Origin of the sequence: Streptomyces sp. NPDC127129 (assembly GCF_042671585.1) — a bacterium.
Taxonomy (GTDB): domain Bacteria; phylum Actinomycetota; class Actinomycetes; order Streptomycetales; family Streptomycetaceae; genus Streptomyces.
Map to the genome: position 1 here is coordinate 72,576 of NZ_JBHXTV010000019.1, position 14,210 is coordinate 86,785.

10 protein-coding genes are annotated in these 14,210 nt (G+C 70.1%); 7 read left to right on the plus strand and 3 right to left on the minus strand.

The features are described 5' to 3' along the window. The first annotated feature begins 49 nt into the window (after positions 1-49). Positions 50-1,918 carry an IucA/IucC family protein gene (locus tag ACFVGW_RS30590; RefSeq protein ID WP_385854216.1) on the plus strand — a complete coding sequence of 623 codons (1,869 nt, stop codon included), beginning with the start codon at positions 50-52 and terminating at the stop codon, positions 1,916-1,918. 37 nt (positions 1,919-1,955) lie between these two features. After that, positions 1,956-3,929: an ATP-dependent DNA helicase gene (locus ACFVGW_RS30595; protein WP_385854217.1), complete on the plus strand. Its 1,974-nt coding sequence runs from the start codon at positions 1,956-1,958 to the stop codon at positions 3,927-3,929. 196 nt (positions 3,930-4,125) lie between these two features. Here ACFVGW_RS30595 and lexA read toward each other — a convergent pair whose 3' ends face one another. Further along, the gene (gene lexA, locus ACFVGW_RS30600; protein ID WP_352187966.1) at positions 4,126-4,917 is read right to left on the minus strand and encodes a transcriptional repressor LexA; all 792 of its coding nucleotides are present in this window, start codon (positions 4,915-4,917) and stop codon (positions 4,126-4,128) included. Positions 4,918-5,396: 479 nt separating this feature from the next. On the opposite strand from lexA, the gene nrdR reads away from it, so the two are divergent. From nrdR to ACFVGW_RS30615, 3 genes are all read left to right on the plus strand, one after another. Beyond that, on the plus strand, positions 5,397-5,909 hold the full coding sequence (gene nrdR / locus ACFVGW_RS30605; RefSeq protein WP_383228582.1) for a transcriptional regulator NrdR: 513 nt from the start codon (positions 5,397-5,399) through the stop codon (positions 5,907-5,909). 159 nt (positions 5,910-6,068) lie between these two features. Continuing rightward, the gene (locus ACFVGW_RS30610; RefSeq protein ID WP_385854218.1) at positions 6,069-8,957 is read left to right on the plus strand and encodes a vitamin B12-dependent ribonucleotide reductase; all 2,889 of its coding nucleotides are present in this window, start codon (positions 6,069-6,071) and stop codon (positions 8,955-8,957) included. A 590-nt stretch (positions 8,958-9,547) separates the two neighbouring features. After that, positions 9,548-10,348, plus strand: a complete 801-nt coding sequence (locus tag ACFVGW_RS30615; protein ID WP_385854219.1) for a hypothetical protein — start codon at positions 9,548-9,550, stop codon at positions 10,346-10,348. A gap of 78 nt (positions 10,349-10,426) precedes the next feature. Here ACFVGW_RS30615 and ACFVGW_RS30620 read toward each other — a convergent pair whose 3' ends face one another. Further along, positions 10,427-10,957 carry a TerD family protein gene (locus tag ACFVGW_RS30620; RefSeq protein WP_385854220.1) on the minus strand — a complete coding sequence of 177 codons (531 nt, stop codon included), beginning with the start codon at positions 10,955-10,957 and terminating at the stop codon, positions 10,427-10,429. 139 nt (positions 10,958-11,096) lie between these two features. Between ACFVGW_RS30620 and ACFVGW_RS30625 the strand changes: the two genes are divergently transcribed. Next, positions 11,097-11,702, plus strand: a complete 606-nt coding sequence (locus ACFVGW_RS30625; RefSeq protein WP_352187970.1) for a YdbC family protein — start codon at positions 11,097-11,099, stop codon at positions 11,700-11,702. 76 nt (positions 11,703-11,778) lie between these two features. Here the strand turns inward: ACFVGW_RS30625 and ACFVGW_RS30630 are convergent, their stop codons facing one another. Then, complete coding sequence (locus tag ACFVGW_RS30630; protein WP_385854221.1) at positions 11,779-12,450, minus strand: TetR/AcrR family transcriptional regulator; 672 nt, start codon at positions 12,448-12,450, stop codon at positions 11,779-11,781. A 93-nt stretch (positions 12,451-12,543) separates the two neighbouring features. Here ACFVGW_RS30630 and ACFVGW_RS30635 point away from each other — a divergent pair, with 93 nt between their 5' ends. Beyond that, positions 12,544-14,208, plus strand: coding sequence for an ABC-F family ATP-binding cassette domain-containing protein (locus ACFVGW_RS30635; RefSeq protein ID WP_385854222.1), 1,665 nt, complete (start codon positions 12,544-12,546; stop codon positions 14,206-14,208). The last annotated feature ends 2 nt before the right edge of the window (positions 14,209-14,210 follow it).

The following is a 14,210-nucleotide window of genomic DNA, read 5'->3' on the forward strand; positions in this document are numbered from 1 at the left end:
CTTACTTACACCGCTCGACCCACAGCGGTTCCCACCCCGAGGAGTCCCCGTGCCGACGTCCCCTGCCACCCATGACTCCGCACTGCTCTCACCCGCCGAGCTGACCCCAGAGGCCTGGACCCGCGCCGCCTCGCGCCTGCTCGCCAAGACCATCGCCGAGTTCGCGTACGAGGAGATCGTCGAGCCCTCACCGGCGTCCGGCCCGGAGCCCGGCGCAGACGGAACCCCCGGCGCCCACGAAGCGCCCGACGCACGCGGCGGCGCAGATGCAGATACGGCACACGGACTTCGGCCGTACCTCCTCCGGCTCGACGACGGCTCGGCGCTGACCTTCACGGCCCGCCGCGGTGCCTACGGAAGCTGGCGTCTCGACCCCGATTCCCTGGCGTGGGACGGGCAGCGGCTGACCGACCCCCTCGACTTCCTCGTCCGTGCCCGCCGGCTGCTGAACCTCGACGGCGCCACCCTCGGCCATCTCATCCGTGAGCTCACCACCACCCTCGCCGCCGACGCCCGCCTCGACACGACGGCGCTCACCGCCGGCCGGCTCGCCGACCTCGGGTACGCCGAACTCGAAGGACACCAGACCGGTCACCCCTGGCTCGTCCTCAACAAGGGCAGGATCGGCTTCTCCGCCACCGACGCCGCCCGCTGGGCCCCCGAAGCCCGCCGCCCGGCGAAGCTCCCCTGGATCGCCGTCAGCACCGACCTCGCCGCCTACCGCGGAGTCCCCGGCCTGGACACACCCGAGCAGCTCTACGCCCGCGAGCTGGACGCCGGGGTCCGTGAGGCCTTCCGGGCGGTACTCAGCGAACGCGGACTCGACGCCGACAGGTATCTCCTCCTGCCCGTTCACCCCTGGCAGTGGGACGAGGTCATCCTTCCGCTCTACGCCCCCGCCGTCGCCGCGGGCGCGATCGTGCCCCTGCCCGCCGACGGCGACCTGCGCCTCCCGCAGCAGTCCATCCGTACGTTCCTCAACACGAGCAGGCCCGACCGGCACACCGTGAAGCTGCCGCTCTCCGTGCTCAACACCCTCGTCTGGCGCGGCCTCCCCACGGAGCGGACCCTCGCGGCACCCGCTGTCACCTCCTGGGTCCACGGGCTGCGGGACGCCGACGCGTTCCTGCGTGACGAGTGCGGCGTGATCCTTCTCGGCGAGGTCGCCTCGGTCACCGTCGAGCACCCTCTCTACGACCGGCTGCCCGAGGTCCCTTACCAGTACAAGGAACTCCTCGGCGCGATCTGGCGCGAACCCCTCAGGCTCCCGGCCGGCGAACACGCCCGGACCCTGGCCGCCCTGCTGCACACCGATCCGGACGGGCGCGCCTTCGTCGCCGAACTCGTCCAGCGGTCCGGACTGGCCCCCGCCGTCTGGCTCCAGCGGCTCTTCGCCGCTCTGCTGCCTCCGCTGCTGCACTTCCTCTACCAGTACGGCACCGTCTTCTCCCCGCACGGAGAGAACGCCATCGTCGTCTACGACGACCAGGACGTGCCCGTACGGCTGGCGATCAAGGACTTCGTCGACGACGTCAACATCAGCGCCCACCCGTTGCCCGAGCACGAGTCGATGCCGGACGACGTCCGGGCCGTCCTGCTCACCGAGGATCCGGAATTCCTCACCCAGTTCATCCATTCAGGGCTGTTCGTCGGCGTATTCCGCTACCTGGCTCCACTCTGCGAGGAACAACTCGCCGTGCCGGAGAACGACTTCTGGGCGCTCGTCCGGGCCGAGATCCTTCGTCATCAGGCGCGCTTCCCCGAGCTGAAGGAACGGTTCGAGCTCTTCGATCTCCTCACCCCGCGGATCGAGCGGCTCTGTCTCAACCGCAACCGTCTGCATCTGGACGGCTACCGCGACCGCCCCGAGCGGCCGCACGCCGCCGTCCACGGGACGGTCCCGAACCCGCTCGCGTGATCCGACTGTCAGTGCCGCGCCGTAGGGTGGACGCGCTATGACGAAGCCATCCCTCCCCGACCTCCTGCACGCCGCCGTCACCGCCGTCGGCGGGATGGAGCGGCCCGGCCAGGTCACCATGGCCGAGGCCGTTGCCGAGGCCATCGACGACAGCTCCCACCTGCTGGTCCAGGCCGGTACCGGCACCGGAAAGTCCCTCGGCTATCTGGTGCCGGCCCTGGCGCACGGTGAGCGCGTGGTGGTCGCCACGGCCACGCTGGCGCTCCAGCGCCAGCTGGTCGAGCGCGATCTTCCGCGGACGGTCGACGCCCTGCACCCGCAGCTGCGGCGGCGCCCGGAGTTCGCGATGCTCAAGGGGCGGTCGAACTACCTCTGCCTCCACCGCCTTCACGAGGGGGTGCCCCAGGACGAGGAGGAGGGTCTCTTCGACCCCTTCGAGGCCGCCGCGCCCACGAGCAAGCTGGGGCAGGACCTGCTGCGGCTCCGCGACTGGTCGGACGAGACGGAGACGGGTGACCGGGACGACCTGACGCCCGGCGTCTCGGACCGGGCCTGGGCCCAGGTCTCGGTCTCCTCGCGGGAGTGCCTGGGCGCCAGCAAGTGCGCGTACGGGGCGGAGTGCTTCGCCGAGGCGGCCCGTGAGCGGGCCAAGCTCGCCGAGGTCGTCGTCACCAATCACGCGCTGCTGGCCATCGACGCGATCGAAGGCGCCCCGGTGCTGCCTCAGCACGAAGTGCTGATCGTCGACGAGGCCCATGAGCTGGTCTCCCGGGTGACCGGCGTCGCCACGGGCGAACTCACCCCCGGCCAGGTGAATCGCGCTGTCCGCCGCTCCGCGAAGCTGGTCGACGAGAAGGTCGCCGACCAGATGCAGACCGCCGCGGAGGGCTTCGAGCGGCTGATGGAGCTGGCGCTGCCCGGCCGTCTGGAGGAGATCCCGGAGGACCTGGGCTACGCCCTGATGGCGCTGCGCGACGCCTCGCGCGCGGTGATCTCGGCACTCGGTTCCACCCGGGACAAGTCCGTCCAGGACGAGGACGCCGTCCGCAAGCAGGCCCTGGCGTCCGTGGAGACCGTCCACGGCGTCGCCGAGCGGATCACCCAGGGTTCCGAGTACGACGTCGTCTGGTACGAACGCCACGATCGTTTCGGCGCCTCGCTGAGGGTGGCCCCGCTCTCGGTGTCCGGGCTGCTGCGCGAGAAGCTCTTCGCGGACCGGTCCGTCGTCCTCACCTCGGCCACGCTGAAGCTGGGCGGTGACTTCAACGGCGTCGGAGCCTCGCTGGGCCTGGCTCCCGAAGGAACCCAGGGCGACGACGTGCCGGTGTGGAAGGGCATCGACGTGGGCTCGCCGTTCGACTACCCCAAGCAGGGCATTCTCTACGTCGCCAAGCACTTGGCCCGCCCCGCTCGGGACGGCGACCGTACGGACATGCTCGACGAGCTCACGGAGCTCATGCAGGCGGCGGGCGGCAGGACGCTCGGTCTGTTCTCGTCGATGCGCGCTGCCCAGCTGGCCGCCGAGGAGCTGCGCTCCCGCATCCCCGAGTTCCCGATCCTGCTCCAGGGCGAGGACACGCTCGGTGAGCTGATCAAGAACTTCTCCGCGGATCCGCAGACGTGCCTCTTCGGGACGCTCTCCCTCTGGCAGGGTGTGGATGTCCCGGGCGCCAGCTGCCAGCTGGTCGTGATGGACAAGATCCCGTTCCCGCGCCCCGACGACCCGCTGATGAGCGCCCGCCAGAAGGCGGTCGAGGACGCGGGAGGCAATGGCTTCATGGCCGTCGCCGCCACGCATGCCGCCCTGCTGATGGCCCAGGGCGCGGGACGTCTCGTACGGGCCACGGGCGACCGTGGCGTCGTCGCCGTACTCGATCCCCGGCTGGCCACGGCGCGGTACGGCAGCTATCTGAAGGCTTCGCTGCCCGACTTCTGGTACACGACGGACCGTAACCAGGTGCGCAAGTCGCTGGCGGCGATCGACGCCGCCTCGAAGGCAGCCGGCGTCTGAGAAAGGACGAGGTCCGGGCCCGGCCGGTGAGAGCCGGGCCTCCGTCGCGTCGTGTCCACACGCGACGACAGGACGAGGGGACGACCGGACCAAGGGGCCACGGGCGGTCGACGACGCACATCCGAAGCAGAACAGAGCAGGGCCCCGGAACCGGCGCAGTGGGTTCCGGGGCCCGGTCAGAGCCGGCGAGGTGGTGTCACACTCGCCGCAGTACCGCCACGACCTTGCCGAGGATGGTGGCCTCGTCGCCGGGGATCGGCTGGTACGCCGCGTTGTGCGGCAGCAGCCAGACGTGGCCGTCCTCGCGCTTGAAGCGCTTGACCGTGGCTTCGCCTTCGAGCATGGCGGCGACGATGTCGCCGTTCTCCGCGACCGGCTGCCGACGGACGGTGACCCAGTCCCCGTCACAGATCGCCGCCTCGATCATGGAGTCGCCGACGACCTTCAGGACGAAGAGTTCACCGTCGCCGACGAGCTGCCTGGGGAGCGGGAAGACGTCCTCGACCGACTCTTCGGCGAGGATCGGACCACCGGCGGCGATCCGGCCCACGAGGGGCACGTACGAGGCGGCCGGCTTGCCGGTGGTGTCCGTCGGCTGGGTGCTCGGCTGGTCCGAGCCACGGACCTCGTACGCCCTGGGGCGGTGCGGGTCCCGGCGCAGGAAGCCCTTGCGCTCCAGCGCCATCAGCTGGTGTGCCACGGAGGAGGTGCTGGAGAGGCCGACCGCCTGACCGATCTCCCGCATCGACGGCGGGTACCCCCGCCGCTGGACCGAGTCACGGATGACCTCGATCACCCTGCGCTGCCGGTCGGTGAGGCCGGAGCTGTCGGCCCTGATGCCTGGAGGTCGTCCGGGCAGCGAGCGCGCAGGTCGCCCCGGCTCGCCGTCCCCGTTCATGGCTGCGTCATTCATGGCATGCACCGCCTCGAGTCGGCCCTGGGAGCGGTCCTGGGCAGTGATGGTGGCACTGTCTGCGGTGGTGGTCACGTCGGCGGCCCCTCTCGAATGGTCTCCCTGGCTGGCACAACGGTAGTGGCTTTCGAAAGGTTGCGCCAAACACACGTTCGAGTGAAAAACCGCAGATTGTCTTACGTCTATGCGTGGGTGGGTGTATATGCAGGCTCCGGCGCCGGTGGCAATTCGGTCATTACGGTACCGTTCGGCGTCGGCCCGCATGCGGGCGGGGGTGCCCTTCCAGTCTCGCACTCGCGGGCCCCGGATCGGCGGAGCCGCGCGCTTCCCGTACCCTCGTGGCCGGTCCTCCGCGCCGGGCCCGCGCGACACGCGCGAAGTGCCGGAAATCGGGCCCAACCCCAGATCTAGTGGTTGGATTGCATCAACCACCTAGAAGTTGTGGTCCCCCGTCTGTCGGGGGCGCCCGCATCGCCTATGCTGGTGGTCGCTTCGAGGGGCCTTGACGGGCTCGGCGAGGCTATTCAGTCGTGCCGTGAGGGAGGGTCGGAACCATGCATTGCCCCTTCTGCAGGCACCCCGACAGCCGTGTCGTCGACAGTCGCACCACCGACGACGGGACGTCGATCCGACGCCGCCGCCAGTGCCCCGACTGCTCCCGTCGTTTCACGACGGTGGAGACGTGCTCGCTCATGGTGGTCAAGCGCTCCGGAGTCACGGAACCCTTCAGTCGCACCAAGGTCATCTCCGGCGTGCGCAAGGCGTGCCAGGGGCGGCCCGTGACCGAGGACGCCCTCGCCAAGCTCGGCCAGCGGGTCGAGGAGGCGGTGCGCGCCACCGGAAGCGCCGAGCTGACCACCCACGACGTGGGGCTGGCCATCCTCGGCCCGTTGCAGGAGCTCGACCTGGTCGCGTACCTGCGCTTCGCATCCGTTTACAAGGCTTTCGAAAGCCTCGACGACTTCGAGGCCGCCGTCGCGGAGCTCCGCGAGCGACGGCATCACGCAGAGGACTGCGGGACCGGAGTGACCCCCGAGGTCCCCGTTCCCGCCACCGCCGCCGACTGACCGGCCGGCCGGACCGACGGTCCGGCAGTGGCCGGCCGCGCGCGGCCGAAGAGACGTGTCACAGGCGCCCCGAGCGGTGCCCGTGACAGCAGACAGGAAGACAGTGCCCTGGGATTATCTGGGTACTTCAGGGTGTTTTGCCCGTATATGGGAGGCGGCATGACAGAGACGGCGAGCGGTCCGGCACGAGGTTCCCGCGCCAAGGGAGCCAAGGCGAGCAAGGGCCTGCGTATCGAGCGCATCCACACCACCCCCGGCGTGCATCCGTACGACGAGGTGGTCTGGGAGCGTCGTGACGTCGTCATGACCAACTGGCGCGACGGCTCGGTCAACTTCGAGCAGCGTGGCGTCGAGTTCCCCGACTTCTGGTCGGTGAACGCGGTCAACATCGTCACCAGCAAGTACTTCCGCGGGGCGGTCGGCACCCCGCAGCGCGAGACCGGTCTGAAGCAGCTCATCGACCGGATCGTGAAGACCTACACGAAGGCCGGCGAGGAGCACGGCTACTTCGCCTCGCCCGCCGACACCGAGATCTTCGAGCACGAGTTGGCGTACGCCCTCCTGCACCAGATCTTCAGCTTCAACTCGCCGGTCTGGTTCAACGTCGGCACGCCTCAGCCGCAGCAGGTCTCCGCCTGCTTCATCCTGTCCGTCGACGACTCCATGGAGTCGATCCTCGACTGGTACAAGGAAGAGGGCATGATCTTCAAGGGCGGCTCCGGCGCCGGCCTGAACCTCTCCCGCATCCGCTCCTCCAAGGAGCTCCTCTCCTCCGGCGGCAACGCCTCCGGCCCGGTCTCCTTCATGCGCGGCGCCGACGCCTCCGCAGGAACGATCAAGTCGGGCGGCGCCACCCGCCGTGCGGCCAAGATGGTCATCCTCGACGTCGACCACCCCGACATCGAGGACTTCATCGAGACCAAGGTCAAGGAGGAGGAGAAGATCCGCGCCCTCCGTGACGCGGGCTTCGACATGGACCTGGGCGGCGACGACATCACGTCCGTCCAGTACCAGAACGCCAACAACTCGGTCCGCGTGAACGACACGTTCATGAAGGCGGTCGAGGAAGGCGGCACCTTCGGCCTGACGTCCCGTATGACCGGCGAGGTCATCGAGAAGGTCGACGCCAAGGCGCTGTTCCGCAAGATGGCCGAGGCCGCGTGGGCCTGCGCCGACCCGGGCATCCAGTACGACGACACGATCAACCACTGGCACACCTGCCCCGAGTCCGGCCGCATCAACGGCTCGAACCCGTGCAGCGAGTACATGCACCTGGACAACACGTCCTGCAACCTCGCCTCGCTGAACCTGATGAAGTTCCTCAAGGACGACGGCAAGGGCAACCAGTCGTTCGACTCCGAGCGCTTCTCCAAGGTCGTCGAGCTGGTCATCACCGCGATGGACATCTCCATCTGCTTCGCCGACTTCCCCACCCAGAAGATCGGCGAGAACACCCGCGCCTTCCGTCAGCTGGGCATCGGCTACGCCAACCTCGGCGCCCTGCTCATGGCCACGGGCCACGCGTACGACTCCGACGGCGGCCGCGCCCTGGCCGGCGCCATCACCTCGCTGATGACCGGAACCTCGTACAAGCGCTCCGCCGAGCTCGCCGCGGTCGTCGGCCCGTACGACGGCTACGCCCGCAACGCCGAGCCGCACCAGCGCGTCATGAAGCAGCACGCCGACGCCAACACCGTCGCCGTCCGCATGGACGACCTCGACGCGCCGATCTGGGCCGCGGCCACGGAGGCCTGGCAGGACGTCCTCCGTCTCGGCGCCAAGAACGGCTTCCGCAACGCACAGGCGTCGGTCATCGCCCCGACCGGCACCATCGGTCTCGCGATGTCCTGCGACACCACCGGCCTCGAGCCCGACCTCGCCCTGGTCAAGTTCAAGAAGCTGGTCGGCGGCGGCTCGATGCAGATCGTCAACGGCACCGTCCCGCAGGCCCTGCGCCGCCTGGGCTACCAGGAGGAGCAGATCGAGGCGATCGTCGCCCACATCGCCGACCACGGCAATGTGATCGGCGCCCCCGGTCTGAAGACCGAGCACTACGAGGTCTTCGACTGCGCCATGGGCGAGCGTTCCATCTCCGCGATGGGCCACGTCCGCATGATGGCCGCCATCCAGCCGTGGATCTCCGGCGCCCTCTCCAAGACCGTGAACCTGCCGGAGACGGCCACGGTCGAGGACGTCGAGGAGGTCTACTTCGAGGCCTGGAAGATGGGCGTCAAGGCGCTCGCCATCTACCGCGACAACTGCAAGGTCGGCCAGCCCCTCTCCGCGAAGAAGAAGGAGGAGGAGAAGGCCGAGGTCACCGCGAAGTCCGAGGCGACGATCCGCGAGGCCGTCGAGAAGGTCGTCGAGTACCGCCCGGTCCGCAAGCGTCTGCCCAAGGGCCGCCCGGGGATCACCACCTCCTTCACGGTCGGTGGCGCCGAGGGGTACATGACCGCCAACTCCTACCCGGACGACGGTCTCGGCGAGGTCTTCCTGAAGATGTCCAAGCAGGGTTCGACGCTCGCCGGAATGATGGACGCGTTCTCCATCGCCGTCTCCGTCGGTCTGCAGTACGGCGTCCCGCTGGAGACGTACGTCTCGAAGTTCACCAACATGCGCTTCGAGCCGGCCGGTATGACGGACGACCCGGACGTGCGGATGGCCCAGTCGATCGTCGACTACATCTTCCGCCGTCTCGCGCTGGACTTCCTGCCCTTCGAGACCCGCTCCGCGCTCGGCATCCACTCGGCCGAGGAGCGTCAGCGTCACCTTGAGACGGGCTCCTACGAGGCCGCCGACGACGAGATGGACGTCGAGGGCCTGGCCCAGTCCGCCCCGCGTCAGACGGAGACCCTGAAGGCCGTCACGGCCCCGCCGAAGGTGGAGGTCCCGGCTCCGAAGCAGGCGCACACCTCCGCCGAGCTCGTCGAGATGCAGCTGGGCATCAGCGCGGACGCCCCGCTCTGCTTCTCCTGCGGTACGAAGATGCAGCGGGCCGGTTCCTGCTACATCTGCGAGGGCTGCGGCTCGACCAGCGGCTGCAGCTGACCCCACGGGGCCGGCCGGCGGGTGAAGTTTCTCCGTCGGCGGGTGAAGCCTCCGCATGAGGGCGGTGGTGCCGATCTTTCGGCGCCACCGCCCTTCGGCGTTCCTGACCCTCGTCGGGGCTTGTGCCGGACGGTCGGCGGTGACAGGGTGCCGGGCGTGATCAAGAGAATCGAGTCGTCCGCCCGCCTGTGAGCGAGACGCCCGGGGCAGGACCGCCCGGAACCCCGACGACGCTGTTCGACCACGCCCTCCGGCTCCATCGCCTGACGCCGGACGCACCCCTCGCCCGTGGGGGAGCCCCGTTCCCGGGCGCGGAGCGGCGCCGGGGCGGACCAGAGCGGAAGGCATCGCTCGCCCCCACCCGGGACGGCGCTGACGCCGACGCCGACGCCGTGAGGGTCCTCGACGGGTACTTCGACGGCACCGATGACGACACCGATGGCGACACCGATGTGGTGCGCCCTGCCACTCCGCATGAGCTGGCCGAGAGGCTTCGGGGTCTCCCGGTGTGGGCACGTCACCACGAGCGGATCAGCGGTGCCGCTCAGAGGGCACCGGCTGGCAGAGCCCGGGAAGCCGGCCGGTGGCTGGTGCGGCACGGAACCGATACCGGATCCGTCGCCGTCGGGCTGGCACTGCTCGCGGAGGCCGGCACGGTGGCCGACATCGGCAGGATCCAGACCATCGGCCTCCTCTCCAACGCCTTCGGCCCGCTCGCGGCGCGGGCGCTGGAACGTCTGCCGGGTGGGGTCGAGGCCCTGATCTGGCTGGCGGAACGGGCCACCGAATGGGGCCGGGTCCACGCGGTGGAGGCGCTGTGCAGGCGCGTGGACGACCACCCGGCCGTACGGCCCTGGCTGCTCAGAAACGCGGCCGCCGACGGTGAGTTCCTCAACAGCTACGTAGCCTCCGACGCCGCGCGCGTGACCGGGCTGCACGACGTCATCGTGGATGCCGGGACCGATGCCGCCGTGGTGGACCAGACAGGGCGGATCCTCCATGTCATGACGTACTGCGAGGGCATGGGAACCTCACTTCGTCATTACCCGCACGCGCTCACGGTGATGGAGGCCCACGTCCGCCACCTCGGACACCTGGGACCGACGGCCGAACGCTACTGCGACGCGACGACGGTCTCCCGCTACCTGGGCGCGGAGACGCCGGCCTGGTCGGACGACGACGGTCTCCAGGCGCGTTGGGACGACGTCAGGAGGTCGTACGTCGACCTGCTCGGCCGTACGGAATGGCGCGACGCGGCGCGGGAGGGCCTGGCGGCGGGCCATGCAAGGCTGACGTGGCTCGTCGACTCCGTCGTACCCGAACTCGGCCTGCGGGCCTCCCTGGCGGCCGAAGGGGACCGGCCATGTGCCGATCCCCTCCCGGGCGTCTGACGCGCCCCCGCGCCGGACAAAGGCCGAGTGGGCGGTCAGGCAGTCGGGCGGTGGTCAGTCGGTCAGGTGGTTGGGCGGTCAGGCGGTCCTAGCGCCCATCTGCGCTGCGAAGACCTGCGGATCCGCGTCGAAGCCATGGCGGATCGACCGATAGGACCAGCCGTCCGGCCCGTCGCGGGTGAACTCCACGACCGTCGCCGCCGTGGCTCCGGCGACGTCCTCGAAGCCATGAGCGGCGAGCTCGGTGTAGCCCTCGCGCACCCGTACGCCGGTGTTGGCGATGGCGCCGAACGTCAGCCTGCCGGAGCCCTGCTGGATGGCGACTCCCACCACCACGCGCGCGTAGCGCGGCGCGAGGCGGTCCAGTTCGAGGATCATCGCCTCGTCGTAGCCGAAGCCCTGGCCCGTACGGCTGTCCCGGCTGAGCGTGATCGTCCCGTCGGGGGAGCGGCTGTCGAAGTGCACCAGATAGGCGGGCGAGCCGTACGGATCGTCCGCCGTGTAGACCCCGGCGATGATGTCGAGATCGTGCGCCGCGGCGCCGATCGGACTGGGGTCCCACTTGAGCGTCACCTCGACCTTGCCGACCCCCTTGTTGAGTCCGCTCACCGTGAATCCCCTCTCTGTGTACGACTGATAACCCGGGCACGGTCAACTGCCCATGGTCTCGGACCGGTTGCTCATGGTGTCATGCGCACTCCGCGCGAGAACGGGGTGGCGGGCGGTGAATGCCCCGTACGATGGCGCCGTGCTGGTCAAGTGGATTCGCTGCACCGTGGTGGACCGTCGCGGGTTCGAGCGGGGGCAGCGGAAATGGGCGGGTTTGCTGGGTGAGCCGGGGTTCCGGGGCCAGGGCGGTGGATGGAGCCGGGCGCGGCCCGATGTCGCCCATGTCTTCTCGTTCTGGGAGAGCCGCGCGTTCTACGACTCGTTCATGGCGCGATCGCACGACCGGCTGGCGGCGACGCAGTCCGGCTCGTTCAAGGACAGCCAGGTCAAGCTCTTCGACCACCGCTTCGATGTGAAGACCGGCTTCGAGCCGAAGTTCGCGGACGCCGATGTGGCGAGAGTGGCGCACTGCAGGGTCCACGAGGGCCGGGTCGAGCACTTCGCGCTGATGCAGGAGAAGGTGTGGAACCCGGCGATGGCCGGCTCCCCGGGCATGCTGCGCGGGGTCTTCGGCGAGGCGCCGGGGAACGAGTTCGTCGTGCTGTCGATGTGGCGGTCCGCCGCCGAGCACGGCAAGTACCGGGCGGAGCGGGTCGAACGGCTCGGGCTGCGTGCTCAGACGGAGGCGGACGTGGCAGCGCTCAGCGGGGACGTGGTGCAGCTCGAGGCGTCCTGGACGGTCTGATCACGCCTTTGCCGGGGCTGGTTGGACCGCCGGGACCGCCGGGACCGGTGAGATCGGCTGGACCGGTGGGATCGGCCTAGCTGCCGGGCTCGGCTGGTTCGGCGAGGTTCGACGGTGTTTCGGCAAGGTTCGACGGTGTGAGGTAGGCCCCCGCCGCGACCGCGGTCGCCGTCGCGCGGGCCGACTGGTCGGCCAGCGCCGTGTCGACCGGCTCGCGGGTGACGAACAGGCGCAGGAACAGGGGCGCCGAGACGGCGCGCACGACCGCGCCCGCGTCCGTGCCCTCCGGCGCTTCGCCGCGAGCCACGGCACGTTCGACGACCGCTTCGCAGCGGGTGAAGCGCTCCGTGTAGAAGGCCCGCAGCGCGTCCGCGGCGCGCTCCGACTGGAAGGCGGCGCCGACGAACGCGGTGGGAGCCGCGGATGCGGCGGGGTCGGAGAAGGAGTCGACCACCTCGCGGGCCAGCGCCCGCAGGTCGCGCTCCAGGCTTCCGGTGTCCGGCGGTGTCCAGCTGTCCTCGCCGGCGAGGACCAGGGCGTCCGCGAGAAGCCCTTCGAGGCTGCCCCAGCGACGGTAGAGCGTCGTCTTGTGCACTCCGGAATGCTCCGCCACGTACTCGACGGTGAGGGCCGGATAACCGTGCTCGGCCAGCCCCGTCAGGACGGCGTCGCGCACGGCCGCCCGGGTGCGCGCGGTGCGGCCGCCGGGACGACGGCTGCCGGGCGGAGGTGTCTGGTCCGTTTCCATCGACGCGTTCAATTGCGACTCCCGTTGCGTTAGGAGGCCGAGTCTGCCATAGTCTTCGTAATGCCACTTCCGTTGCATTTACCGGAGGCGGCCATGTCCTGTCGACCGAAACCGGAGGCGCCCTTGCCTACACAGATTTCTCTGCACGACGTGACCGTGTCCCGCGGCGAGCGCCTGCTGCTCGACCGGATCTCGCTCACGGTGCGCCCGGGTGAGCGAATCGGGATCGTGGGGGAGAACGGGGCGGGAAAATCCACCCTTCTCCGTCTGCTCGCGGGTCGCGAAGGGCCCGACGAGGGGGAGGTCACGACCCTTGCGGAGGGCGGCACGGGAATGCTCGCGCAGACCCCACGCCTCTCGGCCGACCACACCGTGGGCGACGCGATCGACGACGCCCTGGCCGAACTCCGGACCCTGGAACGGCGGCTCCGTGAGAGCGAGGCGACGCTCGCCGCGGCCGGAGCGAAGGAACTCGACGCCTACGGAGAGTTGCTCACGCTCTTCGAACTGCGCGGCGGCTACGAAGCGGACGCACGTGTCGACAAGGCCATGCACGGTCTCGGGCTCGCCTCCATAGGCCGAGAGCGCCTGCTCGCCAGCCTGTCCGGCGGCGAGCAGGCCCGGCTCGGCATCGCCTGCGCCGTCGCCGCCGCGCCCGAGGTGCTCCTGCTGGACGAGCCCACCAACCATCTCGACGAACAGGCCCTGGACTGGTTGGAGGAGGCACTGCTGGCCCACCACGGCACGGTCGTGGCCGTCTCTCACGACCGGGTCTTCCTGGAACGGGTCGTGACGTCCGTCCTGGAGGTCGACGCAGACCGGCGCACGGTCGTCCGGTACGGGAACGGGTACGCCGGCTTCCGCGCCGAGCGCGCGGCCGCCCGGCAGCGTTGGGAGCAGGAGTACGAGGCCTGGCACGAGGAGACGGCCCGGCTCGAGGCCTACGCCACGACCACCGCCCATGGAGTGGCCCTGGGGCGCTCGATCAAGGACAACAACAAGATGGCGTACGACCGGGCCGGCGGCCGGGTCCAGGCATCGGTCTCCGGCCGGGTCCGCAACGCCCAGGAGCGACTGCGCCGCCTCCGGGCCGAACCGGTCGCCAAGCCCCCGCGGCCGCTCACCTTCGCCGCACGGCCGGTCGCAGGAGGAGCCGAGGGGGAGGTGATCTCGCTGACTGCGGTGCGTGTGGCGGACCGGCTGGCCATCGACAGGCTGACCGTCCGGGCGGGGGAGAAGCTCCTGATCCACGGCGGCAACGGGGCGGGCAAATCCACGCTGCTCCGCGTCATGGCGGGGCTCATCGAGCCGGACGGCGGGGAAGTCCGACGCAGCGGCCGGATCGGGTTCCTCGCCCAGGAGATACCGGCCCACCGCCCCGCGGAGCGTGTCCTCTCCACCTTCGGCCGCGGGCTGGCGCTCACGGAGGACGAGCAGAGGGAACTGCTCCTCTCGTTCGGACTGTTCCGGCCGGGCGACCTCCACGTACCCGTCGGCAGCCTCTCCGCCGGGCAGCGCCGCAGGCTCGCCCTCGCCCGCCTGCTGGCCCGGCCCGTCGACCTGCTGCTGCTCGACGAGCCCGCCAACCACCTGGCCCTCGGCCTTGTCGAGGAGCTGGAAGAGGCGCTGGAGCAGTGGGCCGGAGCCCTGGTCGTGGTCTCGCACGACCGGCAGCTGCGCCGCCGGTTCACCGGCGCCATACGCCGGATGGACGCCGGACGCCTCCCCGGCAGAGCCCGGGTGGGGGTGGCCATCTAGGG

What these genes read in the sequence shown, in the direction of transcription:
- nrdR (WP_383228582.1), top strand. Translation starts at nt 5,397, where the DNA reads ATGCATTGCCCCTTCTGCAGGCACCCCGACAGCCGTGTCGTCGACAGT.
- ACFVGW_RS30635 (WP_385854222.1), top strand. Translation starts at nt 12,544, where the DNA reads ATGTCCTGTCGACCGAAACCGGAGGCGCCCTTGCCTACACAGATTTCT.
- ACFVGW_RS30610 (WP_385854218.1), top strand. Translation starts at nt 6,069, where the DNA reads ATGACAGAGACGGCGAGCGGTCCGGCACGAGGTTCCCGCGCCAAGGGA.
- ACFVGW_RS30595 (WP_385854217.1), top strand. Translation starts at nt 1,956, where the DNA reads ATGACGAAGCCATCCCTCCCCGACCTCCTGCACGCCGCCGTCACCGCC.
- ACFVGW_RS30630 (WP_385854221.1), bottom strand. Translation starts at nt 12,450, where the DNA reads ATGGAAACGGACCAGACACCTCCGCCCGGCAGCCGTCGTCCCGGCGGC.